The following is a 25,619-nucleotide window of genomic DNA, read 5'->3' on the forward strand; positions in this document are numbered from 1 at the left end:
TAAAAATTCAGAGCCTGCGTACAGCAGGCTCTTTTATTATCGGCCGCGCGATATATGGGCTCGGCGGGTATGGTATTCCAGCTCATCTTTTACGGCGTGCAGAAATACGTTTCGGTATTTCCCGGAGCGAACGGGAGCCAGACTATTCTGCCTGGTCTGTTTGCGGGCTTAAAACATGCGCCAGCCATAATCAGCAATAACCGGCTTCCGGACATTTAAACATGTTTAAGCATATGATCGAGAAAGGCGCGTACCGCAGGATTGGAACGACGGCTTTCATGCCAGACAGCCGAAATATTGCCTCGCTCTACCGCAAAATCTGCCAGTATGGGCACTAACTTTTTATCCCTCACCAGGGAAGCCACCATAAAATTCGCGGCCATGCCTATTCCAGCCCCGGCGGCAATTGCGGCAATGACGGCTTCGCTTGCATCAACAATGACCGTTGACGAAGGCACCATCTCAATTTCCCGCTCTCCGATACGGAACGGCCAGCGAAAAAGTTGCCCCGTATTCTGGTAACGCAGATTAATCGTTTGATGCCCGATTAAGCCATTGGGATGTTCCGGAGGAGCGCAACGGGCTAAATATTCAGGCGAGGCATAACAACCTATCTGATAGGCCGGGAGGTGACGCGACAGGAGGCTGGAATCCGCAAGCTCACCCATTCGAATGGCAATATCAATATGCTCATCAACAAGGTTTACCATGTGGTCGCTTAAGCGCAGGTCAATCTTCACTTTGGGGTAAAGCGCGCAAAATTGTGGAAGAACAGGGGCAATTAAATGAATACCAATGGGTAACGACGCCGCGATGCGCAATGTACCAGCGGGTTCTGCGCGCGTGCGTTTGGCTACCTGTTCGATCTCCTCCGCATCCCGTAACAACCGCAACGCCCGTTCGTGCAGTTCGCGGCCTTCGGCAGTCAAAACCAGCGAACGCGTCGTTCGGGTGAACAGCGTGATGCCAAGGTGTTTCTCCAGCCGCTGAATACTCTTACTGATGGCGGAAGGCGAAACAGAAAGCGACCTGGCAGCCGCAGTATAGCTGCCCAGCGCGCCAGCACGAGCGAATGCAATAAGACCGGTGAGTCTTTCAAAAGCCATTTGTTCCTTCATGGCATAAGTAAAGCGAAATTCAGCCTCATTATCAATCCCTGATATTCGTCATATGCTCTGACACCTGAGCACTTTTAGAGCGAGATTGTGATGACTGAAATGATGAAAGCAGTACAACTCCATGCGTTTGGCGGGCCGGAAAACCTGCTGTATGAAGAGACCCCCAGGCCGCTAGTGGGCAGCGATGAGGTTCTTGTGCATGTGCAGGCGGCCAGCCTTAACCCGCCAGACTGGTATCTGCGTGACGGTTATCGCGCGCTTCCGCCTGAATGGTGGCCGGAGCCCGAATTTCCGCTCATTTTGGGGACTGACGTATCAGGCGTCGTTGCTGCGGTCGGTAAAAATGTGACCGGGTTCAGCACGGGTGATGAGGTCTATTCAATGGCGCGCTTTCCGCAAAAGTTAATGGAAGGCAGTGGCGGCTATGCGCAATATATCAGCGTTCCTTCATCTGAAGTGGCATTAAAACCACGGGGAATTGACCATGTTCAGGCGGCGGGAGCGCCAATGTCACTCCTCACGGCCTGGCAGTTTCTTGTCGAAACGGGGCATGACGCACCGAATCCTTTCCAGGCTTTTCCTCATAAAGCCGTTCCATTAAAAGACCGGACCGTGCTGGTCAATGGTGCAGGGGGAGGCGTGGGGCACCTTGCGGTGCAGATTGCCCACTGGAAAGGAGCGCGGGTTATTGCTGTGGCCTCTTCCCGCAATGAGGCGCTGTTACGCGATCTGGGGGCGGATGAGTTTATCGATTACACCAAAACAGCACCAGAGAGCGTAGTAAGCAATGTTGATCTGGTACTTGATGCGGTTGGCGGTGCAAATATGGAGCGCTTTCTGCGCTGTATAAAGCCAGGCGGTGCGTTATTTCTGGTAAACCCTCTGGGTTTTTCCGCATGGAGTGAGGCCGCCAAAAAAGATATTACGGTGTCATCAACACAAGTTCGCTCCAGTGGCGCGCAATTATCAGAAGCAGGCCGTCTGCTGGAAGAAGGCGTGATCCGGGTGGTCATTGATAGTACCTGGCCGTTAGCCATGGCATCGGCTGCTCATCAGCGTGCTGCGAAGGGAAGTATTCAGGGCAAAATTGTGCTGACAAACGCTTAATCACTTCCCCGATTTGTTCTGCATGGCGATCGGGGGAAGACAGAAAAAGGAAAGCGTTATGCTCATTGTCTCCGGCTATATCCATATTGAGCCTGCGTGCTTACAGCACTTTATGGCCGATATAAAATTACTGGCTCAACGCGTGCGAAAAGGTGAAGGCAACCTCTCGTATGATGCTGCAGTAGATGACCCTGTGACCGGCAGCGTGCTGATATCTGAACGCTGGCAAGACCAGGAGGCGCTCACGGCGCATCTTGCGGCAACCCACACCCGGGCATTTATCACCAAATGGGAAGGGCGAATGACGGGGGAGGTTTTGAAATATGATGCCTTTAACGAAAGGGGGCTGTTGGACGTGTAATACCGGTTGCGTTTATTATGATCGGCGCGTCAGCCACCGTTTTTACCGGCAGCTTCGAGCACGAAATCTGCATTAGCGTGAGCTTAGTTTCCGTTCGGCAAAATAGTGGGCAGGCGTGCTGCCCATCGTTTTCCTGAACATAGTGATGAACGCATTCACGGACTCGTACCCCAATTTAGCCGCCACGTTTTGCACGGATACGCCGCTGGCTAACTCCTGTAGCGCAATAATCAAATGGAGTTGCTGGCGCCATCGCCCAAAGGTCAGCCCCGTCTCGCGCAGCATCAAGCGCGCCAGCGAACGTTCGCTTATCGCCAGCCGTTTCGCCCACTCTTTAAATGTGCTGCGATCTTCCGGCTGGCTTACCAGCGTATCGGCCATGGTACGTATTTTGGGATTCGAAGAGACAGGCAAGCTCAGTTTCTGCTGCGGCATGGTGGCTAATTCGTCGAGCGTCACCCGGGTGAGCTTGGCAACGTGGCTATCTGCCGGGTAATCAACGCCCTCGTGGGTTAAACGGTCAACTAATTCTTTAATCAACTGCGAAATCGCCAGCGTGCAACACTTCTCCGGGAGTGCTACGGCTCCGGGTTCAATGAACAAATAATTAAGATGTGCGTTCCAGGTCGCTTTGGCACTGTGCGGGACCCCGCCCGGGATCCAGACAGCGCAGTGCGGCGGCACGATCCAGATATCATTTTCCGCGCGACAGATAACAGCACCATACAGCGCAATAATCAGTTGCCCCTTGCGGTGCGTATGCACGGGCACTTCGGCGGCGTAATCAACGAACTCGAGATGACGCGCAACGGCCGGGCACGGTGTGGCGTCAGGATCAAACACTTGCGTGGCATCACTGGTCTTCATAGCATTGGCAACATTTAGGGATTTTTTGACAGAATAGAGTATTTAAGCGAGTGTGCAAGTCGGTAATAATCCCGGCATGAACAAAATAAACTTCTGTCACTGCCGCTTTTGGCGGGCTATCTCCAACGTGTTCCACCGTGCAGGTGTCGTAATGGCTTCATTGACGCTGCAAAATGACGCCAATGCGTTGCTGTATGCCATCAAGAGCTTTGCAGCAGCCATGCTCGCTTATTACATCGCCTTATCGATCGGTCTTGAAAGGCCTTCCTGGGCAATCATTACCGTTTATATTGTTTCGCAGACCTCGGTTGGCGCTTCACTCAGCCGATCGCTTTATCGCCTGGCCGGAACAGTCATCGGTGCCGCAGCGACCGTGTTGATTGTGCCCACGTTTGTGAATATGCCGATCGTGTGCAGCGTGGTGCTTACCGGCTGGATCACCTTCTGCCTTTACTTATCGCTGCTTGAACGCACACCCCGCGCTTACGCTTTTGTTTTAGCCGGTTACACCGCGAGCCTGATTGGTTTTCCTGCGGTAATGCAACCCGGCGCGATTTTTGACACCGCCATCGTTCGGGTGCAGGAGATCATGATTGGCATCCTCTGCGCGGCGCTTCTTCACCGCTATGTGCTGCCAAAACGGATATCCGGGCTGTTCAACAGCAAATTATCGGAAACGCTGCGCTCGGCGCGACAGACCCTTGCCGACGCGTTAGCAGGCAAATCCGATAAGGCTGCAAATAGCCTGCATTTGGCGCTGGCGTTGCAGTATCTTCAGGGCGTCAGCCACCACATTCCCTATGACTTTGCCCTCTCCGTACCGATCCGGCACGCCAGAAATGCCCTGCATGACAAGCTGGCCCGATTGTTAATCGTGATCTGCGAATTACGCGATCGCCTGCAGATGATTGAGGCGATGCCGGAGGATCTGCACAAACTGCTGGGCGATGTTCAGCACTGGCTTGCCTGTCAGGATGAGCGGGAACGAAAAATTACGGCAGAAGCGCTAAGAATACGCAGCGAGCAGTTAACGGCGCAGCAGGATCAGCTCGCTCTGACATTGCAGGATGCCGTGCAAGCGAGCTTTGCCCGTCATCTGACAGAAGCGATCCTCCTCATACAGCAATGCGAGCGTCTTGCCGGGGCCATCCATCACGCGAAACCCGCGCCAGGGCTGGCGCAAGACCAGCCGGTGAAAGGTTATGTTTTTCATCGCGATCATCTTGCCGCTGCACGCACTGCGCTGGGGGCGTTTGTGATAATCATGAGCGGCTGCCTGGTATGGATTTTCTCGGCCTGGCCTGATGGCGGCACGGCAGTGTCTATCCTTGGCGTCTGCTGCACGTTGTTTGGCAGTTTCGACGCGCCGGCTCCGCATATTGTGAAATACATTATTGGCTCCTTCTGGGGCGTATTGATAAGCCTGATCTACAGCTTTGCCCTTCTTCCACACGTCACTGAATTCAGTGTGCTGGTCGCGGTGTTTGCACCAGCCTATCTGCTGGCCGGATCGCTCCAGGCACGGCCGCCCACCACGTTTATGGCCATGGGGATCACCCTCACACTGCCTGTTTTGTGCGAGTTGGGTCCCCGCTACAGCGGAGACTTCGCCGTGGCTGTTAACACCGCCATCGCCTTATTTGCCGCGACCGGTTTTGCCGTGATCGGTATGAGCTTGCTGCAAACCGTGCAGGCAGATGCGGCGATAAACCGTCTGCTGAAGCGTTGCCGTCGCGATATACGACGCAGCGTGAAAGGGGCGTTTAAATCCGACGAGACACACTGGACCAATTTAATGATCGACAGGACTGCCTTGTTACTTCCGCGCTTGCAGCGTAGCAGGCAATCGCCCGCGCAGACGCTTAACCAGATGCTGCACTATCTGCGGATTGGCCTCGGCGTGATGCATTTGCGGCGTGGTTATTCGCCAGCGGGAGGCGATACGGGTAAAGCGCTCAATGAGCTGTTTTACCTGCCTGGCAACGCGACAGATGCCGCTATTTTGCGCGAGCGTATTGTCGCAATGATTGGCCGCTGTTTGCCTGCCGGGCAGCAACAATCTCAGCAATTCGTTGGCAGGCTGGTTGATTTGTACTGTGCATTGCAGGAGCAGAACGGGGAGCAAGCCGATGATCAATGACATGAATATTGGCGGTGTCTTTTTCCCCGGCCTGTTGATCGTCGCGGTTCTGGCCCTGGTCTTTACTTTGCTGTGTGTGCCGCTTTTCTCTTTCAGCAGGCTTTACCGGCGTTTGCCTTATCGCCCGCTGATGGGTTTCTCAATCTATATCGTTACCTTTTCCCTGCTTATCCAGGGGTTGAATGCGCTGGGGTGGTTATTCGCATGAAATCGTTTCTCTCTCTGTTTGGACGCTATGCGCTGACATTAAGCGCAGTGGCGGTGGCAACACTTCTGGCTTTTATGATGTGGAAACATTATGCGCAGATACCCTGGACCCGCGATGGCCGGGTGCGTGCGGATGTGGTGCAGATTGCGCCGGAGGTTTCTGGGCCGGTGAGCAGTGTGCAAGTCAAAGATAATCAGTGGGTTAATCGTGGCGATGTGCTCTACACGATCGATCCGCGCTGGTTAAAGCTGGCGGTGGCCAGCGCGCAGGCTGACGTCGAGGCTAAACGCCATGAGATGTTAATGCGCCAGGATGCGGCGACAAGGCGTTCCCGCCTCAAGGGCGTGATCGCCAGCGAGGATTTGCAGCAAACCGACAGTGCGGCGAGCGTCGCGGTGGCGAACTACCATGGCGCGCTGGCCGCGCTGGAACTGGCTCAGCTTAATTTATCCCATGCCACCGTGCGCTCGCCGGTTGCGGGCTATGTTACGCATCTGCGGCTTCGCGCTGGCGACTACGCTGCCGCTGGCGAAACAAAAGTGGCCATCGTCGATGCGAACAGTTTCTGGGTTGTGGGTTATTTCGAGGAGACCAAACTGCGCCATATTCGTGTGGGAAACAGTGCGCAGATAGCGTTGATGGGGTTTGAGCCTGCCATTACCGGCCATGTTGAAAGTATCGGGCACGGGATCGGTGACAGTAATGACGAGACGGGCGGGCTTGGTCTGCCGGACGTGGAACCGACATTTAGCTGGGTGCGGCTCGCGCAGCGTATTCCGGTGCGCATTCATATCGACACCTTACCGGCGGGAATTGATCTGGTGGCTGGTTTGTCCGCGAGCGTGTTGATTACGCCATAACGTTTCTGGTCACTATTGTGCACACGTTGGGTTTAACGCTATGAATCACAGAAAAGAACTTATCATCAACTTAATTGCGTGGATCAATCGCAATATTCAGTCGCCAATGAAAATTGATGATGTCGCAGCCAAGTCCGGCTATTCAAAATGGCACTTACAGCGACTGTTTTTTGCGGAAACGGGCCAGAATCTGGGCCAGTTTATCCGCGATCGAAAGCTAAGTTTAATTGCCGAACAACTGATTACATCCAATGAATCATTAATCAGTCTGGCCATGAAATACGGCTTTGATTCTCAGCAATCATTAACCCGGGCATTTCACAAAAAATATCAACTGCCGCCGCATAAATACCGAAAGACATTTTTCCGTCAGCATTTCGATGATTTTCATACCGACGTAAAACCACGGAAATCATCACCCGCGTCATCGTCGAGGTGAGTCGTCTGTTGCCGTTCCGGCTGGCGATTAGGGGACATCTATTTAAAAAGCGGGACGCCTTGCCGGAATAACGCGCCTTTGTACCAGAATGGTGCGCGCTGCACTGACACAATGCGTGTTCGCCTCGCTATTCTGCCCGTTTACCTGCACCTTCTGCGGTTTTTAAAAGCTGGAACATCAATTGCTTTCTTAACGATACCGCATCCTGCATGGCAGGAACAGGCACCGTAGCCTGGCAAGCGGCTTGTGGCGATTAGCCACTCCAGTACATCGATTTCAGGCGAAGAAGCCCTGCCGGCAATGCTGTCGGCGGGGCTTTTTTTTGGAGTAAATCTATGAGCAAGTTAAAAGCATGGTTTCAGGGTCCACAAGATATCACTGAAGCAGAAGCCGTTGAGGATTACGCAGTCGGCCGCGTGCCGTCGCACTATCGCTGGCCTATTCCGGCCATTATTCTGGTACTGCTCGGCAACTCTACCGCCATGTTCTGGTTCAGCCTTGGCGCGGACATGAGCTATCAGGTCGGCTGGCCCATGTTGCTGCTGCCGATTGGTTATATGGTGGTGTTCGCCACCTTAATTGGCTCCTGCATTATGAAGATGGCGAGTAAAGAGGGACTTTCACTCAATCTGATGACGCGCGGGCTGGGATTCGGCTATATGGGGTCGGCCTTCACATCGCTGATTTACGCCGTGAATTTCATCTTCTATTTCCTGTTCGAAGGCACCATCGTGTCTCACGCTATCGCCAACTATGCGGGCGTGCCGGTCAACTCGTTTACCGGCATCGCCATCTTTGCGCTGATGGGGCTGGCCGCCATCTGGTTTGTCTGGAAAGGCATGTCATCCATGCAGTTTCTGCAAACCTGGGGCGTTCCCATTTTCATTGTGCTGTTTGGCTTTTGTATCTGGCAATTAACCCACCACTATCCGGCGGTCAGCTTCAGCGGCTGGCAGCCAAAAGGGGAGATCGACAGTAACGCGCTGTGGCTGGTGATGAATATGGCCAACGGGCAAATTGTCTTTCAGGGATTGATGGCTACTGATTACGGTCGTTTTGCCCGTCCGGGTATCAGCCATAAAGGCACTGCCACCATCATGCTGGGGATGCTGATCCCGATTGTGGTGGTCATGCTGTTTGGCGCGTTTATGGCCTACACCCTGATGCCGCATATTCAGGGCGAAGATGTCTGGTCGCTGGCGCTCGATCCGGGCTTTGTCTTCCCGCTGATTATTGGTCTGACCGGCGTGTTATTTGCGGTGATTACCCAGATCCGCATTAACGTGCTCAATCTCTACTCGGGTTCGATTGCACTGTCGAATACTATGGATATGGCGTTTAACTATCGTCCGGGACGTCAGTGGTGGATGTTGCTGGTCTGGTTGCTTGGCGTAGTGTTCTACATCTGCAATATCTTGCAATATACCGGCACTTTCCTCTCCATTACTGGCATTCTCACCAACACCTGGGTGTTTATTATCCTTGCGGATTACTTTATCTGCCGCAAAGTGCTGCACCTTGCGCCATCCGATTTTGTGGAGTTCCGCAAAGAGTATCTGCGTATGTGGAACCCGTCCGGCGTGATTGCGCTGTGCGTTGCGGTTGCCATAGGCGCGGCTGGCGTGCTGGGCCTGTATCCGATGGTGTATGCCTCGTTTATCGCCATGCTGGTTGGCCCGGTGCTGCACGTTGCTATCAGCGTTGCCACTCGCGGCAGCTATTACTTCAAAACCTTCCCTGAGGACATGCAAACCAACTGGAAACCTTCTGATGCTTATCAGGGGCCGAAACCGGTATTTAATCCGTTACTGAGCAAGGAGGCAGAATAATGCGCATCAACGTTGCAACCATCCAGTTTGAACCAACGCAGTTCAGAAAAGAGGAGAACGTCACGCGTCTGCTGGCATTAGCAACTCAGGCCGCGCGTGATGGCGCGCGCTTAATCGTTATGCCGGAAATGGCGACCACCGGCTATTGTTGGCTGGATCGCGCGGAAGTCGCCCCTTATGTAGAAACGGCGGACGGAGCCACCAGCCAGGCATTTGCTGCCGTTGCGCGCGAGTTTAACTGCTTTTTGGTCTTTGGCATGCCGGAGCGGGATCCGGTGACCGACCTTTACTATAACAGCGCCGTTCTGGTCGGGCCGCAGGGGGTGATTGGCGTCCACCGTAAAACGCACCCTTATATCTCGGAACCGAAATGGGCGGCTAACGGCGATGGCGGACATCAGGTCTTTCACACGGAGATCGGCAATATCGCGCTGTTGATCTGTATGGATATTCACTTTATTGAAACCGCCCGGCTGGTTGCGCTGGGCGGCGCGCAAATTATCTGCCACATCAGCAACTGGCTGGCTGAACGCACACCTGCGCCTTACTGGCTTACGCGCGGTTGGGAGAACGGCTGCGCGCTGATCGAAAGTAATCGCTGGGGCTGGGAGCGGGGCGTGCAGTTCAGCGGCGGCAGCTGCATTGTGGATAGCCACGGGAATCTGCTGGCCAGTTGTGACAGCGGCGATCGGGTACTCAGCGCTGAATTACCCCTGCCTGAGGAGAATCCACAACTGAATAAGCGTCGGCCTGAGCTGTATCAGCGTTTGATGACCAACACTTTCCAGTGGAATCCAAAGGACTTTTTTGGCTTATATGGGCGTAATCCACTGCCCGACGGCAAAGATTCACGTATTGCGGTGGCGCAGTTTCGTCCGCAAAACGATGTTGATGCCAATCTGTCGCAGATTCGCCACTGGGCCGAACAGGCGAAATCGGGCGGCGCAGAACTGCTGGTATTGCCGGAACGCGCGCTGACTGGCGGTGACGGTAGCCGCTACGCGCTGACGCTGGATGATGCGCCAGTACAGGCGCTGATCGCGCTGGCGATGGAACTGGATATCGCGCTGCTTGCGGGGTTCGCCGAGCGGGAAGGGGAGCAGTGCTATAACAGCGCGGTGCTGGTGAGCAGTGGCGGGTTGAGTGCGCATTATCGGCAGATTCATGTAAGCGAACAGGATCGGCAATGGGCCTGCGCAGGTAATCAGTGGGTGACCTGCGATCTGCCCTGCGGGCGGGTTGGTATTTTGCTGGGAGAAGATCTGCTGGTGCCGGAAGCCGCACGGATTCTGGCGCTGGAAGGCTGCGACATCATTGCGTGCCCGGCGCAGCTTCATACACCTGCGCCGATGGCGCACGTGGGCACGGCGATCCCCCATGTCTGGCCGATTCCGCGCGGTGCCGATCCTTACCACTGGCTGCTGCCGCGCGTTCGCGCGGGTGAGAATAATGTCTGGCTGGCTTTTGCCAACTGGCCAGCCGCTGAAGGAGAAAGCATTGGCCTGAGCGGAGTATTCGGCCCGGATACGTTTGCCTTTCCGCGTAAAGAAGCGAAAGCCACAGGCGCGAAAGGGCTGGCAGTGCTGGATATCTCCACGGGTTCAGCCGGTACCACCTACCCCGATCATGTGGTAAGACGTAAAGACCTGGTGCTGATGCGTCAGCCGCATTACTACACTGCGCTGGTTGCTCAACCACCGCGATGAACCACAGACGCGGCCTGCGGGCCGCGTTGATTCAGGAGCCATTATGTCTGCCACTCAGCCGCTGCCTAAACGCGTTATTCCGGTCGGTATTCTCTATTCTGTTTCAGGCGATTATGCGGTTATCGGGCGCGAGATGCTCAACGGCATTCTGCTGGCGATTGAGGAGATAAATGCCAATCCCGCCCATGAATTTACCCTTGCTCCCATAATCCGCGATCCGCAGGGTTCGCTGGATCTCTACTACGACTATTGCCACGACTTGCTCTATCGCCACGGCGTGCGTCATGTGATCGGCTGCTACACGTCCGCGGCGCGTAAAACCATTCTGCCGTTGATCGAAGGTGCAAATGCGCTGCTGTGGCACTCCGCGCGCTATGAAGGGTTTGAGAGCAGCAACAGCGTGATTTATCTTGGCGCCACGCCCAATCAGCATATCTTGCCGATGCTGAGCTGGCTGTTACAGCAGCAGGCGGCGGAGATCTATCACATCGGCTCTAACTATGTCTGGTCCTGGGAGATGGATCGCATCACCCGTGAGGCCGTGATCCCTGCGGGCGGCTGCGTGGTGCAGAGTAAATTACTGCCGCTGGGCGACGAAAATGTGGATGCGTTAATCGCTGATATTATCGCCTGCCGCCCGAAAGTGCTCCTGAATACCATGGTCGGCAAAAGCGCCTACAGTTTTTACCGCGCCTGGCACCAGGCCTGTCAGCAGCACCCGTGGTTAAACGAGGTGCTGAAGCTGAGCCTGACGCTGTGTGAGCCGGAAGTGCAGTTAATAGGCGCAGAGGCATTAGAGGGGTATCTGGTCTCTGCAAGCTGGTTTCAGTCGATTGACAGCGCCGCCAACCGGCGTTTTCTGAGCAGCTACCGCCAGCGCTTTGGTGAGCATGTTTCGCCGTCAGTGGACAGTGAAAGTGCCTGGCTGGCCGGACATTTACTGGCAAGAGCCATTGCGCGCCACGGCAATGCCGACGTTGAAGGCGTGCGCAATGCGGTATTGCAGGATGAAATGGATTCGCCAGCCGGGCGAATTCGCCTCGACGCCGACAATAATCACTGCTGGTTGACCCCGCATCTGGCGCGCTGTCACAACGGCAGGCTGGAGAGTTTCTGGCAGGCTGATGCCGCGGTGAAACCCGATCCCTGGCTGGCCTGGGTGGATCTCGCGAGCCTCACGCATCGCGGAGGCAGCGCATGAGCCGAAAAAACGTGCAGATGCGCGGATTAAAAGTGTGTGTGATCGGCTGTTCCGATCGTGATAACCACCATCTGGCGCAACAGTTTAGCCGCATAGGGATAGAGGGCCTGTTCTGTGCGGCGTTTCCTGATGAGAGCCAACTGGCTGACCAACAGCTGCTGGTGTTCGACGGCGATAACTCCACCCTGTTTCATCCCACGAACCTGCTCCCCTGGCCCGCGCTGCCAAAGATTGCGCTTACCGCCATTGAAACGCCATCGCGTTTACAGTGGATTGCCGAGCAGAAGATCGACAGCTATATGCGTAAACCGGTACGTTTTGATGGTGTGATGACCGCCTTTACGCTGGCGCTTAATCATGCCGCGCACATCAACCAGCTCGAAGCGCAACTCAGGCGGCAGGAGGAGCGGCTGCGAGCGCGTAAGTTTTTGTTTTCCGCGCAACTGCGGGTTATGCACGCGCTACGGCTGGAGGAAGACGATGCTTACAGCTTGCTGCGCCGTGCCTCGATGGCGCAACACATGACCATTGAAAACCTCAGCTGTGAGTTGCTGAACGACACGGAATTCTGGCTCAACCGGTTGAAATCACTGCTGGCGGAATAGTGTGCTCTGTTTTGCAGGATGCTGTGCAAAAAAACGGCCTCAAGAAGAGGCCGGAGTGTCGGGTTTTCACCATTCCGCTTAATTTCTGACGTTAATCACGCCGTATTTTGACGCTTGATCCTGAAACACCACTTTACCGCTGTCATTTTTGACAATCTTCACCATTAACACATCGTTATCCATGCTGTTTTGCGCATAGACGCTAAAGTTTTCCGGCAGTTTGATATGTAATCCGTCAGAAAATGCCTCGCCGGCAGCGCTGGGGTAGTTTCCGCTGCTCATGTTATAAAGCGTGGTGATATTGTCTTTGGTGATTTTCAGGTCGCTGTCGTTAAAGCAGTTATCAACGTATCCCGGCGAGGTAACCGGGCCGCACGTCACGATTGCGGTATAGCCATTGCGGTATTTGGCCTCTTCTTCCATATTGGATTTTATCGCCGCGATATTTCTCTCCGCTAAAGGGCTGCCATTGGCTTTTGCCTTTTCATACCACGCCAGCGCTTGCTGATAATCCTTTTCGACGCCAATCCCGTTGGCATAGTTGTAACCCAAATCAATTTGCGCATTCGCATCATTGGCTTCGGCTGCTGCGCGGGTTAACGCCACGCCTTTATCAACATCCCGGGCAACGCTTTTCCCGTAGGTATAGAGAAAACCCAACCGCTGCATGGCCGCCGGATTTTTTTGCGCCGCTGCGGATTCCAGCCAGTGAATGGCTTCGCTTTTTTGCTGCGCCGTGCCTTTGCTGAGCGCGATTCCCCACTCGGCCTGTGCAGCGATATCGCCCGCTTCAGCTTTCAATTCAAGTTCTGATTTGGCGGCAACCGGTGCGGGCTGCGGGGTAACTGGCGCAGGATCGGGTTTCGCCTGAACGGGTTCAGTTTTGTTACCCAGCAGCGTTTGCAGATCCTGAATGCGCGACTGATACGCAGTTTGCAGAGACTCAATGGTCGTCGCCTTATTGCGAATATCTTTCAGCCATGACAACTGTGATTTGCGCAGCAGGGCTTTATTTTCCGGCTGTTGCTGAAGTAGCTGGTTATAGAGCGCGTTAAGCTGGCTGTCCATCCCGGAGAGCGCGGGCGTGGAGCAAATGGTAAGTTCGACAAAACCTGCGGCTTTCTCACAATTAAACGAAGCACTGTGGCCCATTTGCGAAATGCAGCACAGTAGGCCCGCCAGAATGGTTTTCTTCATAATCTCGCCCTTGTTAAGTTTGAATATCTCTATCGGGCTGAAAGACAAAAGCTTTAGGGGAAATATACCTGCTGTTAATAGGGGGATCAGGCGCGATCCCAGGGGGGATTGTCGCCAAAAGCCTGCGCCAGGTAATCGACAAAATGGCGGACTTTCACTGGAATGCGCAGCGCGCTCGGATAAACCGCCTGAATAACTAAATCACTGGCAGTGTAATCCGGCAGCAACGGGATCAAGGCCTTGCGGCGGATATAATCGCCAAACATAAAGGTTGGCCCATAGACAATCCCCGTTCCGGCCAGCGCAGACGCCACCAGTAACTGCAGATTATTTGCCGTCAGCCTGCATGGCCCATCAATCACGTGCGCGTGTTTTTGCTTATCAAACAGCGTCCAGTTTCCTTCTGAGACGGCTTCACTAAAAGCCAGCCGCGCAGCATTACGCAAATCCTCCGGCGTTTGCGGAGTGCCGTGTCGCAAAAGCCAGCCAGGCGAAGCGCAGATAACCATGCGACAGGGCGCCAGTTGCCGCGTGACAAGCTGTGTCGATTTCAGTCTGCCAATGCGGATGGCAACATCCACCCGCGCATCCAGCAGATCGACATAACGATCTTCCAGCAGCACCTCCACATTCACCTCAGGGTGATCTTCCAGATAGCGAGCCACTACGCTTGCGACATGAAGCTCACCGAAAGTGACCGGGACGGTAACGCGCAAGGTGCCACGTGCGGTGGCCTGGGTATCGCCCGCTTCGCGGTTTGCCTCCTCAAACGCTTCGAGGATCTGTTTGCCGCGCTCGTAATAGATTTGACCGGCATCGGTCAAACTTAATCGCCGTGTTGAACGTTGCAGAAGCCGGGCATTCACTTCGGCTTCGAGCGCGCTGACGTGTTTGCCCGCCATAGCCGGAGACACGCCAAAACGTCTCGCAGCGGCAGCAAAACTGCCTTCTTCAACGGCAGCAACAAAAACAGCAAGGCTGGTTAACCGATCCATTTCTTTACCATTCAATACTCAGATTATCGACTCTCGCTACTTTACAGGGAATTATCAAATACTGTGATGGAGTTTACGCTGCTGACTCGTTAAACAGAGGAGCTATGCAATGAAACTTGACGTTAATGGCACACACATTCAGGTCACGCAGCAAGGGAACGGGGAGCTGGCGCTGGTCTTTTTGCACTATTACGGCGGTTCGTCGCGAACCTGGGATGCGGTTGCCGGGGCACTGTCGGATCGCTACCGGACGATGGCCATCGACCATCGCGGCTGGGGCGAATCGGCAAAACCGGAAAGCGGCTATGAGCTGGCGACACTGGCGGCGGATGCGCAGGCGGTCATCGATGCGCTTAACCTGCAACGCTATATTCTGGTGGGGCATTCGATGGGGGGAAAGGTTGCGCAGCTTATCGCCTCGCACCAACCGACTGGTCTTGCAGGGATGATCCTGGTCGCGCCGTCTCCCCCTTCGCCGATGCGCCTTTCACCGCAAGAACGCACGCTTTTAACCAGCGCTTATTCGTCCCGTGAATCGGTCGGATACGTGATTGATAATGTGCTGACAGCGAAAGAACTGAGCGCCGCACAGCGGGAGCAGGTGATTGAAGACAGCCTGAAAGGCAGCCCGCAGGCGAAAAAAGCCTGGCCGGACGTGATGATGGCGGAAGATATTACGGCAGATGTCGCTGCAATTAAGGTGCCCGCGATGGTTATTTTGGGCGAGCGGGATAAGGTGGAACGCCGCCCGGTGCTGGAAGCCGAGCTTTTGCCGCGCATCCCGCAGGCGACGTTGCATATCATCCCTGACGCCGGGCATCTGCTGCCGCTCGAAGCGCCGCAAGCGCTTACAGAGAGGATCGCGCATTTTATAACGCATGCACTCTGAAGCCTTAACGCAGGCAGGCGAGATATCTTTCCCCTGAGCGGCGTTTTCGGTTATCTCTTTGCCCGCAAACGCGCCGTAGAGTTGCGTATATTTGACGGTACTCTGGCGGCGCGTCAAATCCGGCTGCCCATTCCTGCATAGCGGTGTAAAAATGGGAGATGTCTTTCAGCCCGCCGGATAGTTCAGAGCCGCTGATACGGCTCTGTGCGAGTACCAGGCTATTCGGCTCGTGGCTGTAGCTGGTAAATCCAAGCGCTGACGCGTTTGCCCTCAGCGGTAGTGACCTCGACTAAAACGCGGTCGTATCCCTCTTCAAATTCATCCAGCATCGGCCAGTGCGCAGCAAGGTTGTCGGACAGAAACAGGTAACCGTGCACCTGTGCGCCGTTTTCATCCAGTACGATGCCTGGAAAATCGGCAGCGGCTCCCCAGCCACGCGCGTAAAACGTACCGGTGACGTAGCCCGGCAGCCATTCACCGCCGATGTTCTCCAGGATATGCGCATTAGAACAGCCGGGACGCAGCGTGCCGTAGACAAATAACGATTCCATTTTCCCTCAACAATCAACGCGATAAATACCCAGCGGGCGAAGAGTATTCAAAATACGGTTTTGTGATGAGGTTCGCAACTGTCTGCACGCGCGGTGCGCGGTAAACGCCAAAAAGCAAAAAGCCTGCTCGAAAGCAGGCTTCTTAAATATGGCTCCTCTGACTGGACTCGAACCAGTGACATACGGATTAACAGTCCGCCGTTCTACCGACTGAACTACAGAGGAATCGTGTGGAGGCTTATCTTAGCGGCGAAAAATCTTTTGTCAAACCTCATTTTAGCGATGGCAACCTGACTGCTGAATCCATCGACAATTTGATCTAATAAACACCGATTTCGGTGTAAATACTTTGCAGGATCAGGGTTTCTCCCTCATCATTTGAAATGTGATTTCACCTTTCGCGGCTAAGGACCATTTTGAACCTCGTCACTCCCTTACGCCAGGCCGTCATGCGTACGCCCTGGTACAGAAAACGTAAAAGTTACCGTGTATTATTCTGGCGAGAAATTACCCCCCTTGCCGTACCGATCTTCCTGGAAAACACCTGTGTTTTGATGATGGGGGTGCTCAGCACGTTTCTGGTGAGCTGGCTGGGTAAAGAAGCGATGGCGGGCGTCGGCCTGGCGGACAGCTTCAATATGGTGGTGATGTCTTTTTTTGCCGCCATTGATTTAGGGACGACGGTGGTCGTGGCCTTCAGCCTCGGCAAACTGGATGGTGAGCGGGCGAGGGCGGCAACGCGGCAGTCGCTGGTGATCATGACGTTGTTTGCCATTGTACTGGCGGCGGTGATCCACTACTTTGGCACGCAAATCATCGACTTTATCGCCGGTGCGGCGACGGCGGAAGTTAAAGCGCTGGCGCTGACCTACCTTGAACTCACCGTCATCAGCTACCCGGCGGCGGCCATTGCCCTGATTGGCAGCGGCGCGCTGCGCGGCGCGGGCAATACCAAAATCCCGCTGTTGATTAATGGCGGGATGAATATCCTCAACATCATTATCAGCAGCATCCTGATTTATGGCCTTTGGGGCTGGAAAGGCATGGGTTTTGCCGGTGCAGGGCTGGGGTTGACTATTTCCCGCTATATTGGCGCGGTGGCGATTATCTGGGTGCTGATGATTGGTTTTAATCCGGCGCTGCGGATCTCGCTGAAAAGCTACTTCGAAAAACTCAACTTCTCTATTATCTGGGAAGTGATGGGGATCGGCATTCCGGCCAGTATCGAGTCGGTGCTGTTTAACGGCGGCAAGCTGTTAACGCAAATGTTTGTCGCGGGTATGGGTACCAACGTCATCGCCGGTAATTTTATTGCCTTCTCCGTGGCTGCACTGATTAACCTGCCGGGGAACGCGCTGGGCTCTGCGTCTACCATTATTACCGGTAAGCGCCTCGGTAAAGGTCAGATCGGCCAGGCAGAACGCCAGATACGCCATGTCTTCTGGCTTTCGACGCTGTTGCTGACAGCAATTGCCTGGGGTACTGCGCCTTTTGCCGGGCTGTTTGCTTCCTTTTATACCCAGGAAGAGGACGTAAAAGAGGTGGTTAAGGTACTTCTGTGGCTTAATGCGGCGTTTATGCCGATTTGGGCGGCATCATGGGTGCTGCCTGCGGGTCTGAAAGGCGCGCGCGACGCCCGTTTCGCCATGTGGGTTTCCATGCTTGGAATGTGGGGTTGCCGGGTGGTGGCAGGGTATACGCTGGGGGTCATGCTCGGTATGGGCGTGATTGGCGTCTGGCTCGGGATGTTCCTCGACTGGGCGGTACGCGGCGTTTTCTTCTACTGGCGCATGGCGAGCGGCAGGTGGTTGTGGAAGTATCCAAAGCCGCAGAAAAGCGCCATTTCTGCACAACCTGGAGAATAATTCGGCAAACGCGCCGAAAAAGGCAAATCAGGCTTTGACAAGGGTCAGGGGCGTCGTTAATATTCGCCCCGTTCACACGATTCCTCTGTAGTTCAGTCGGTAGAACGGCGGACTGTTAATCCGTATGTCACTGGTTCGAGTCCAGTCAGAGGAGCCATATTTAAGAAGCCTGCTTTCGAGCAGGCTTTTTGCTTTTTGGCGTTTACCGCGCGCCGCGCGTGCAGACAGTTGCTCCGCAATTTCAAACCATCTCGTAAGCCTTTTAAAGCCTCTGATTCACACGGTCTGTATCAGTAATCACTAAATACTCATAATGAAATCAGTGCAGTACCCACAAGAACGTGTACTGTCTTTTTCAATTGATAAGGCCGGATCATGTAACATGATGGCTGGAATTTATAATATTACAAATAAAGGAAATGATAATCTATCTCATTAGGTTTACTTCTAAAGGGCAAGAAAAATGTTACGTATTGATGAATCGGAGTTCCCTCTCGTATGGCTGATACAAGTCGACCAAATGGAGAATCGCAGTTCTCAAAGCGAAGCTTACGATAACAGTTTTATTCAGCTAGAAAAAATTTTAGGCAAGAAAATACCTTTTGTCATAATAAGTGCGACAGAATTTGAGGATGAAGAACAACACGAACATTCGAAAGAAGAAAAAATGAAATTGGCATTATGGCTTAAGAAAAACAAAGCCAATGTGAAAAAATATATAATCGCGCAAATTCAAATAGTACCAGAAAACAAACAAAGCATTATATTAAAAGGCTTTGCGAAAGCATTTTCAAAGTTTTGGGGATATCCTATGCTAATCGTTTCTGATAAGGAAAATGCAATAGTCAAAGCCAATAATTTACTTAACAATATAAAACAACAAGATTAATGCATTTTCACCTTAGTTAAATTCGCCCCTTATGTGAAAGAACAAGAACAGGAAAATTAATGATGTTAACCAGAAAACGCATGCGGCAAACAGTACCAAGGCAATATGTTATTAATGTCATGGAAAATAACAAGAATAAATTTCTCCAGGTTACCGAAATATATTCCCTCATGAAAGAAAGTCATAAAATTGCGCTGAGTGTAATTTATCGAGTCACAAGAGATCTCTATACTGCAGGAATTCTTGAACGACGCTGGAATGAATATAATGGACGTCTAACATATAGATTAATTGACACGATGAAATAAAAATATTTGGCTTACTTCTGGCCTGCCTTTGTAGGTTACAATCATTATCACTTTCATATAAAAACGAGCAAGTCGTAGAAGAAAAGAATAATATTTATTTATCATCATTTGAATGACACGTATCTGGTAAAGGGATATAATAATATCCTTTTAAAATACCTTTATTATCTTTCTCAAAAAAACAACCAGAAAAAAGATCAGGATCAGAGTCTCTTCTTTTTATTTTGTTCTCTATCATATAATTAAAATATACATAATTTATAAATTTTTCTAAATCAGATATGTACCCCTCATAATAAAATCTTATAAATTCATTATATGTAACAACCGAAGAGAGCGTAGCATCTCTGGCAGTAAAAAAAATTACAGGGTCTTTTATTGACAACGTTTTCTTGAACTCAGCAGTTATAGTCAAATGGTTGGATTCACTGCAGGAAGAAATTACGAATTTTTTTTCGTATAAATCTAAAATGAAACGAGTTAGTCTTTTATAGAAAAGAGACTCAATGCTTTCATTTCTTTGTGAAAGGACAAACTCTTGCTTTTCTTCTTTATAATCATTTCTTCTATCATGAATAGAAGAAACAATATTATGCTCAAATATAATATTCTCATGTTTAACTGTTAAGTTCCAGGACATGGCGAGGTTTCTCTGAAAAAAAGAGCTGGATATAAATCGAGTCTTACGGTAGTAACCAGGGGTTACGCCATAGTACTTCTTAAAAAAACGAGCGAATGTTTGCTGGGAACTAAAACCACTTTCAACACAAATTTCTACCATCGGGAGCTGACTCATTTTTATAAGGAGGGCTGCATTCGTAATTTTCCTGTTTCGAATGTATCTTCCAAGACTTATTCCAAAATATTTATGAAACATTCTCTGGAGATGCCATTTACTGTAACCTGATTTAATTGAAATGTTTTCTATTTTAAGATTGGTGTGTAGATTATTTTCAATCCAGGTAAGCAGATCATAGAAGAAATCAGTCATAAATATTCACCCTAAAAAGAAATGTATACCGACAAGACTAACGCTTGAGTTACATAACGACTAAAAAATCACACATCATATATTAGAGGTAGTAATAATAACTTTATAATCAAGCCAGGTCTTTATCTTTCTCGGCCAAATATAAGTAAGAATGCACAGCGTGCACAGATTTTAAAAATCATCTCCATAATAAAAATACAAAATGATACTGATGCATCTGACATGAATAACAAGAGACTTTCCAGTGATTAAGTACTATCTCATTTAGTTAAGATTTAAAATATAAAAACACCTTTTGTACTGGCCCGATATTAAAACAAATGGCATAATGTCTGTATTCCAGACAGTGCCCATTGGTGGAGACAATTCCAGTGAGAACGTTAGACCATACACCCTCAGAATTCATAAATCCTTTATTACCTGTCTTCTCAATGAAATCAGAGAGTATCTCTGATGACTGGGAATTGAAACCACACAAACATCCCGAAGCACAGCTTCTTTTTTCAGTCAAAGGCACGATGATTTGCGAAGTGAAAAACTGTATCAGATTGATCCCGCCTCAATGTGCAATATGGATACCTACTAATGTCCTCCATTCGACAAGAGGGAGTGGTAATACAGATTGTTATTGTATTTTTATAGATACCAGCTTAATTAAAGGATTACCTTCCGAATGTAGCACGTTATCTGTCTCTCCACTCTTACGTGAGTTAATAATATATGCATCCGGGTTTAATCACGAACTAATAAAGCCGTCGGAGCAAAAAATTATTGATATTTTGGTTGATCAGATAAAAATATCATCAAAAATGGATGTGAGCCTTTCTATGCCTTCTGAATCTCGCCTCTATTCTTTAGCCAATATGTTAATAAAAAATCCAGGGGATAACTTAAAACTTAAAGATTGGGCAAATAAAATTAATATGAGCGAAAGAAGTTTTACCCGACTTGTCCATCAGGAACTGGGAATGAGCTTTGGCAGATGGAAACAGCAACTCCACATTGTCATTGCGCTCCAAAGGATTTCACAGGGGGATAGTATAACCACAATTGCTCTTGATTTAGGATATGAAAATACCAGTGGTTTTGTAACTATGTTCAAAAAAGTTTTGGGCAAACCACCATTAAGCTACTATAAGGAATTCCAGGATGCTAACATTAGAAATAATAATTCTTTCAGAATTTAATTTAAAAGAGGGTTATTAACCCTCTTTCACCATCAGAAGGCGTAGTTTACTGCAACCCAGAAGCGTCTTCCATCCTCAGTATATCCGTAATTATCATATCTGATTTTCTTATCTAACAGGTTCGAGATGCCAGCTTTGACATCTATATTTTTATTCACACTATAATCTGTACCAAAATCGAATAATGCAAAAGATGGGGCTCTGATTGGTAATATTGCCTGCTCAGTTCCACCCACATTATCACTATCTTTTCCGCGGAAGTTCACTGTAAGCCAGGTTTTAAATGATTCATTTAACTCATAATTTATCGTGCTGGTAAACTGATGTTTGGGAAGTTTCGTCAGCGGTTTTCCTTTATACTCACCTGATTTTTGTTGTGAATATGTATATGTATAATTATTTTCAACGGTTACTTTATCATTTACAGGAAAATTAAGATCAGCCTCAACCCCTCTCGTAACCGCTTTCCCTACATTATCATATGTTAGCGGATATGCCCCATATGGGTTGGGAACAGGATCGCATTGGGTAGACGGGCACGCAGTTGTTGTTATTTTATCTTTAAATTGATTATTAAATAATGTCACACCACCAGATAATCCCTCATCGTTGTTGTATAAGAGACCAAGTTCCTGCGTGATTGATTTTTCAGGTTTAAGGTTAGGATTACCATAAACATCACCTGCATAGGAAACTGAACCAAAATGTGGATCTGTTTCAGTGATTCCTGGGGCTTTAAAACCACTGCTTACCCCTCCTTTTACTGTCCAGTCCGAAGCTACATTCCACACGCCATACATACGTGGGCTCCAGTGATCACCAAATTGATTATCGTGATCCAGTCTTACCCCGGTTGTCAGAGTAAAGTCTTCGGTTGTCATCCATGAATCTTCGAGAAAGAGAGATTTTTCTGTCCGTTTTAGATTCGTTAAATCAGAAATCTGGTTTGAATAACCGTCATGTAATTTCTTAATGCTTAGCTCACCACCAAACGTAAGAATATGACTCCCTATATTTGAGGAGAGTGAAGAGCGCATATTAATATTCTTCAAATCAATATCTTGTGAGTTAATAGAGTAATCTTCACTCTGAATGTAAGAGTCAGTCTTACCAATAGCCCAGTAGCCCACATGATTGACAGAGAACCGATTTACCTTTGCTTTTTTACGAAAATCAGAAGGGCAGCCAGAGTAATATGTACACTCCGGACTGATGGATTTTCCAACCATCTGACTAATATCCTGCTGTGTATGGTTAGCAGTGAGCGAAATCTCTTGTTCATCGGTAGGAGTATAGGTAACTTTCCCTGTCACGTTTTCTCTTTTGCTGCCACGATATCCATTATAAATTTCGTCTTCATCACGCTTTGAATAACTACCATAGGCTTGCATTGAAAGGATATTATCTACCAATGGTCCTGTAACAAAAAAATCATTCTGAAAAATATCACCGGAATCACTATGTTCCTGCACAGTCAAATTACTTCCGATGCTACCCTGCCATTTTTTTGCATTTTTCTTTGTAATAATATTAATTACGCCACCAATGGCATCAGAACCATAAAGCGATGACATCGGCCCCCTAATAACCTCTATATGATCAATAGCAGAAACAGGAGGAATCCAGGCATTCATCTGACCAGAACCATCAAATAATCGACTGCTATCTCTGGAGTCAATTCTCATTCCGTCGATCAGATAGAGCGTATATGCAGAACCCATACCTCGTATATTTATTTCTTTATGGTCTCCACCGACGGTTGTCGTAACACCCGGAATCCCCTGGAGCATATCCGCAATATCACGATACGGTTTCTTTTCTAATTGATTTTGGGAAATTGAGGTAACTGATGCCGGTGCTTGTTCTGTACTACTGGCTTGTCCATTGGCATTTGCTGAGACAATAATTGTATTATCATTATCTGTAGCGTTAACGAAAAAAGAAAGCGGTGTAACCAGACATATCAAACTTATACTAATAGGTGAAATTCTGTATTTCCTCATACTATCTCCCCAATTTTTTTATTTTTTCAAACCCAAGAGCCCTTGAAAAATCACCACATGTGATAATGATAATCATAAGCATTTAAGAGATAGTAATTTAAAGGGCCAGAAGACCGTCCGCATTATTAATTTCAGCCATATTATTCTTTATTCCAGCCATGCAGAGGGTGCAGTTTTATCTTCACTTGAGTTTAATTAATAAATTTATATATTTATCATGATGTTATGTGGGGAGGGCGAATATGAGCGCTCATTTCTGCACGCCATTATGGCGGAATGGAAAACTATCATGACTGAAACAAACTACGTTCCATATGTAAAAACCAATGATAATTATTTGTTAATAAACATTGATGGTGAGGCTATGACGAGAAATATCATGGAATTTATTGGTTATTTTTTTACTCATCCCATGACCAGATCCCAGTATCAGATACAACGATCAATTAGTAACATCTGCTCTATTACTGCCTAATTTCCCGTTTCGCCACTGTACCGCAAACTCTGACGGCGTCTGATAATTCAGTGCTGAATGTGGGCGAGTCATTAATGATATTCCTGGCGTGAACAATATCGCTGAACCAATGCTCATTCAGGTATTCATCGTGAAAGCGGCGGTGATATCCAGCATGGCTTCGGCGAGCAGCTTCTGAGGCGCGTTTTCCTCTTCAAGTCAACGGGGAGCCGGTCACCGACCCGCAGGCCGATTGCGAGTGAAGCCAGGTATGCAATCATGGGCACGCTCCTTTTCATCTGATGCCCCTGGGCTTGATGAAACATGATTCCCACGAAGCACAAAGGGACAGCGATTTTGCTGCCCCTTTGTTGCCGGCCAGTTATCGGTCGGCGATCCAGTTTCCGTGGAATCCCTGCGGGACATGGTGGTCCAGCTTGATGCGGGCCACCGGTTTACCGGAAAAGTCCGTCGCATCGAGGATGACCAACTCGCTGGCATTCCTGAGCGGGTGATACCACACGGCGAGAATCCATCCGTGGTCTTCCTCCTTCGCCTCCGGATGCGGCACGAAGATCGGTTCTCCTACAACCAGGTCGAGCTCGCGGGTGACGTGCTGGAACTCGGTCGTCCCGGTCTGATAGTCGTGCTTGATCAGACAGTTGAACCCGCGCGATTCAGGCTTCGGGTCATGGACGCCAGCCATATAACCGTAGCGGTGGGGGGAGCCCAGGATGGTCTCGTTAGGGCGTACGAATTCGGCAGAGAAATCACCGATCCGGTGGTGCCTTACCGTGCCCTGCCTGAGGTTGATCACAAAGCGCCACAGCTGCGGTTGCTCGAATGCCGATGGACCGTCTACCAGAGGGAACGGATAGTAGTCCGAAGGATTGAACTGCAGAATCGCGTTAGATACCGGCGTGGTGCTGGCGTCGATAATCGTATCTTCCTCATCCTGATAAGCATTGAGGAAGTGGCCGATCATGTATTCCGAGTTTTCCGGATGCAGCCAGATTGCTTCGCCAGTCTTGCGATCGACGAACAGGATACGTGCATTGCGATCCTGGCCAGGGGCGACGAACCACGAGCTCTTCCCCTTCTGGATCAGCTCGTCCGACCATGGCCGCCAACTGATCAGACCGAAGAAGAAGATGTAGTGCTGCCTGGTGAAAATGACGTCGTGATTCCACGGCGTGAACGACAAGGGGACACGGTGTCTGGCCGTGATAGTGCCATCCACGTCGGTCGAGAAGCACTCTACAAAGTGATTTTCGTTATCCAGGGCATAGAAGATCCATTCCTTCGTCACCAAATCGAAATGCGGATGGGCGGTGAGCATGCCTTCGACTTGTCCATTGAAATTGAACGTGCCAAGCGTTTCGAGCGTCACCGGGTCTAATTCCCAATAGTGATGCTCGACCTCGTGCATGGCGAGAAGTTTGTCGCCCAGCCGAATCACGTTGATATTTGCCGTGGCTTTGATCCTGGGAGCACCTTCTGGCAGCGGTGGCTGTGGTGTATTGCTATAACCCATGATCCCGTTGTAGAGCGCCTTGCCCGCCCCGCGCTCGACCTTGAGGCCTTCAGTTTCGACAAACCGGTTGCTGTAGCTGGCTTTACCATCCTCCAACCGGAACGCATGAACCATGCCGTCGCCATCGAACCAATGGAATTTGTCGGGATTGAGAGGCTCGAATTGTTGGTTGCTGGCAACCCGGTACAACGTGCCTTTTAGTTCCCTGGGGATACTTCCCTCGACATGCAGTTCGTTGACCTTATACTCGGTGTAGAGCGGCTCGTACGGACCTCGCAGGAAAGGGTTCTTTTTAGTCCACATGACAAATACCTC

24 protein-coding genes, 2 tRNA genes and 1 pseudogene are annotated in these 25,619 nt (G+C 50.5%); 17 read left to right on the forward strand and 10 right to left on the reverse strand.

Annotated elements, in window-relative coordinates; genetic code table 11:
- Window positions 1–215: 215 nt before the first annotated feature.
- Window positions 216–1,118, reverse strand: coding sequence for a LysR family transcriptional regulator (locus DK872_RS09230; RefSeq protein WP_161518268.1), 903 nt, complete (start codon window positions 1,116–1,118; stop codon window positions 216–218).
- A 90-nt stretch (window positions 1,119–1,208) separates the two neighbouring features.
- Here DK872_RS09230 and DK872_RS09235 point away from each other — a divergent pair, with 90 nt between their 5' ends.
- Window positions 1,209–2,225: an NADP-dependent oxidoreductase gene (locus DK872_RS09235; protein ID WP_072440373.1), complete on the forward strand. Its 1,017-nt coding sequence runs from the start codon at window positions 1,209–1,211 to the stop codon at window positions 2,223–2,225.
- A gap of 58 nt (window positions 2,226–2,283) precedes the next feature.
- On the forward strand, window positions 2,284–2,586 hold the full coding sequence (locus DK872_RS09240) for a putative quinol monooxygenase (protein ID WP_090396559.1): 303 nt from the start codon (window positions 2,284–2,286) through the stop codon (window positions 2,584–2,586).
- A gap of 72 nt (window positions 2,587–2,658) precedes the next feature.
- Here DK872_RS09240 and DK872_RS09245 read toward each other — a convergent pair whose 3' ends face one another.
- Window positions 2,659–3,453, reverse strand: coding sequence for a helix-turn-helix transcriptional regulator (locus DK872_RS09245; RefSeq protein ID WP_161518269.1), 795 nt, complete (start codon window positions 3,451–3,453; stop codon window positions 2,659–2,661).
- Between the two features lie 76 nt (window positions 3,454–3,529).
- Between DK872_RS09245 and DK872_RS09250 the strand changes: the two genes are divergently transcribed.
- The 8 genes from DK872_RS09250 to DK872_RS09285 all read left to right on the forward strand — a co-directional run bounded on the left by DK872_RS09250 (window position 3,530) and on the right by DK872_RS09285 (window position 12,441).
- The gene (locus tag DK872_RS09250; RefSeq protein WP_161518270.1) at window positions 3,530–5,593 is read left to right on the forward strand and encodes an FUSC family protein; all 2,064 of its coding nucleotides are present in this window, start codon (window positions 3,530–3,532) and stop codon (window positions 5,591–5,593) included.
- Window positions 5,583–5,801 carry a DUF1656 domain-containing protein gene (locus tag DK872_RS09255; protein ID WP_035888674.1) on the forward strand — a complete coding sequence of 73 codons (219 nt, stop codon included), beginning with the start codon at window positions 5,583–5,585 and terminating at the stop codon, window positions 5,799–5,801. The genes DK872_RS09250 and DK872_RS09255 overlap by 11 nt, the downstream gene beginning before the upstream one ends.
- Complete coding sequence (locus DK872_RS09260; protein ID WP_161518271.1) at window positions 5,798–6,661, forward strand: HlyD family secretion protein; 864 nt, start codon at window positions 5,798–5,800, stop codon at window positions 6,659–6,661. The genes DK872_RS09255 and DK872_RS09260 overlap by 4 nt, the downstream gene beginning before the upstream one ends.
- A 40-nt stretch (window positions 6,662–6,701) precedes the next feature.
- Window positions 6,702–7,100, forward strand: a complete 399-nt coding sequence (locus DK872_RS09265) for a helix-turn-helix domain-containing protein (protein WP_007371351.1) — start codon at window positions 6,702–6,704, stop codon at window positions 7,098–7,100.
- 335 nt (window positions 7,101–7,435) lie between these two features.
- Window positions 7,436–8,929 (forward strand): cytosine permease, encoded by a 1,494-nt coding sequence (locus DK872_RS09270; protein ID WP_007371353.1) that lies wholly within the window; start codon window positions 7,436–7,438, stop codon window positions 8,927–8,929.
- Window positions 8,929–10,635 carry a nitrilase-related carbon-nitrogen hydrolase gene (locus DK872_RS09275; RefSeq protein WP_035888668.1) on the forward strand — a complete coding sequence of 569 codons (1,707 nt, stop codon included), beginning with the start codon at window positions 8,929–8,931 and terminating at the stop codon, window positions 10,633–10,635. Before DK872_RS09270 ends, DK872_RS09275 begins: the two co-directional genes overlap by 1 nt.
- Window positions 10,636–10,678: 43 nt before the next feature.
- A complete protein-coding gene (locus DK872_RS09280) occupies window positions 10,679–11,836 on the forward strand; it encodes a transporter substrate-binding domain-containing protein (protein ID WP_007371355.1) in 1,158 nt (385 codons plus the stop codon).
- Window positions 11,833–12,441: an ANTAR domain-containing response regulator gene (locus tag DK872_RS09285; protein WP_035888666.1), complete on the forward strand. Its 609-nt coding sequence runs from the start codon at window positions 11,833–11,835 to the stop codon at window positions 12,439–12,441. Before DK872_RS09280 ends, DK872_RS09285 begins: the two co-directional genes overlap by 4 nt.
- Window positions 12,442–12,519: 78 nt before the next feature.
- Here DK872_RS09285 and DK872_RS09290 read toward each other — a convergent pair whose 3' ends face one another.
- Together DK872_RS09290 and DK872_RS09295 are read right to left on the reverse strand one after the other, a co-directional pair.
- Entirely contained in the window at window positions 12,520–13,638 is a 1,119-nt protein-coding gene (locus tag DK872_RS09290; RefSeq protein WP_051644040.1) for a lysozyme inhibitor LprI family protein, read from the reverse strand.
- A gap of 86 nt (window positions 13,639–13,724) precedes the next feature.
- Window positions 13,725–14,633, reverse strand: a complete 909-nt coding sequence (locus tag DK872_RS09295; protein ID WP_161518272.1) for a LysR family transcriptional regulator — start codon at window positions 14,631–14,633, stop codon at window positions 13,725–13,727.
- Window positions 14,634–14,742: 109 nt separating this feature from the next.
- On the opposite strand from DK872_RS09295, the gene DK872_RS09300 reads away from it, so the two are divergent.
- Window positions 14,743–15,522, forward strand: a complete 780-nt coding sequence (locus DK872_RS09300; protein WP_007371359.1) for an alpha/beta fold hydrolase — start codon at window positions 14,743–14,745, stop codon at window positions 15,520–15,522.
- 218 nt (window positions 15,523–15,740) lie between these two features.
- Here DK872_RS09300 and DK872_RS09305 read toward each other — a convergent pair whose 3' ends face one another.
- Together DK872_RS09305 and DK872_RS09310 are read right to left on the reverse strand one after the other, a co-directional pair.
- Window positions 15,741–16,073 carry a gamma-glutamylcyclotransferase gene (locus tag DK872_RS09305; RefSeq protein ID WP_035888660.1) on the reverse strand — a complete coding sequence of 111 codons (333 nt, stop codon included), beginning with the start codon at window positions 16,071–16,073 and terminating at the stop codon, window positions 15,741–15,743.
- A 149-nt stretch (window positions 16,074–16,222) separates the two neighbouring features.
- A tRNA-Asn gene (locus DK872_RS09310) sits at window positions 16,223–16,298 on the reverse strand.
- 5 nt (window positions 16,299–16,303) lie between these two features.
- Between DK872_RS09310 and DK872_RS27970 the strand changes: the two genes are divergently transcribed.
- From DK872_RS27970 to DK872_RS27975, 5 genes are all read left to right on the forward strand, one after another.
- Window positions 16,304–16,396 (forward strand): DUF5951 family protein, encoded by a 93-nt coding sequence (locus DK872_RS27970; protein WP_222104920.1) that lies wholly within the window; start codon window positions 16,304–16,306, stop codon window positions 16,394–16,396.
- A 90-nt stretch (window positions 16,397–16,486) separates the two neighbouring features.
- Window positions 16,487–17,938: an EmmdR/YeeO family multidrug/toxin efflux MATE transporter gene (locus DK872_RS09315; protein WP_236946399.1), complete on the forward strand. Its 1,452-nt coding sequence runs from the start codon at window positions 16,487–16,489 to the stop codon at window positions 17,936–17,938.
- A gap of 81 nt (window positions 17,939–18,019) precedes the next feature.
- Window positions 18,020–18,095 (forward strand) — tRNA-Asn (locus DK872_RS09320).
- A gap of 306 nt (window positions 18,096–18,401) precedes the next feature.
- On the forward strand, window positions 18,402–18,827 hold the full coding sequence (locus DK872_RS09325) for a hypothetical protein (RefSeq protein ID WP_051644088.1): 426 nt from the start codon (window positions 18,402–18,404) through the stop codon (window positions 18,825–18,827).
- A gap of 80 nt (window positions 18,828–18,907) precedes the next feature.
- Complete coding sequence (locus tag DK872_RS27975; protein WP_227136855.1) at window positions 18,908–19,135, forward strand: transcriptional repressor; 228 nt, start codon at window positions 18,908–18,910, stop codon at window positions 19,133–19,135.
- Window positions 19,136–19,229: 94 nt separating this feature from the next.
- Here DK872_RS27975 and DK872_RS09335 read toward each other — a convergent pair whose 3' ends face one another.
- On the reverse strand, window positions 19,230–20,126 hold the full coding sequence (locus DK872_RS09335) for a helix-turn-helix domain-containing protein (RefSeq protein WP_071921016.1): 897 nt from the start codon (window positions 20,124–20,126) through the stop codon (window positions 19,230–19,232).
- Between the two features lie 371 nt (window positions 20,127–20,497).
- Here DK872_RS09335 and DK872_RS09340 point away from each other — a divergent pair, with 371 nt between their 5' ends.
- On the forward strand, window positions 20,498–21,313 hold the full coding sequence (locus tag DK872_RS09340; RefSeq protein WP_035890092.1) for a helix-turn-helix domain-containing protein: 816 nt from the start codon (window positions 20,498–20,500) through the stop codon (window positions 21,311–21,313).
- A 32-nt stretch (window positions 21,314–21,345) separates the two neighbouring features.
- Here the strand turns inward: DK872_RS09340 and DK872_RS09345 are convergent, their stop codons facing one another.
- The 3 genes and pseudogenes from DK872_RS09345 to DK872_RS09355 form a co-directional block, all read right to left on the reverse strand.
- On the reverse strand, window positions 21,346–23,316 hold the full coding sequence (locus DK872_RS09345; RefSeq protein WP_161518273.1) for a TonB-dependent receptor domain-containing protein: 1,971 nt from the start codon (window positions 23,314–23,316) through the stop codon (window positions 21,346–21,348).
- Window positions 23,317–23,758: 442 nt separating this feature from the next.
- Window positions 23,759–23,939 (reverse strand): annotated as a pseudogene (locus DK872_RS09350) (integrase core domain-containing protein); the annotation flags it as partial.
- A gap of 213 nt (window positions 23,940–24,152) precedes the next feature.
- Window positions 24,153–25,607: a carotenoid oxygenase family protein gene (locus DK872_RS09355; RefSeq protein WP_161518274.1), complete on the reverse strand. Its 1,455-nt coding sequence runs from the start codon at window positions 25,605–25,607 to the stop codon at window positions 24,153–24,155.
- Between the last annotated feature and the right edge of the window lie 12 nt (window positions 25,608–25,619).

The organism is Kosakonia sp. MH5 (assembly GCF_009935945.1).
Classification (GTDB): Bacteria; Pseudomonadota; Gammaproteobacteria; order Enterobacterales; family Enterobacteriaceae; genus Kosakonia; species Kosakonia radicincitans.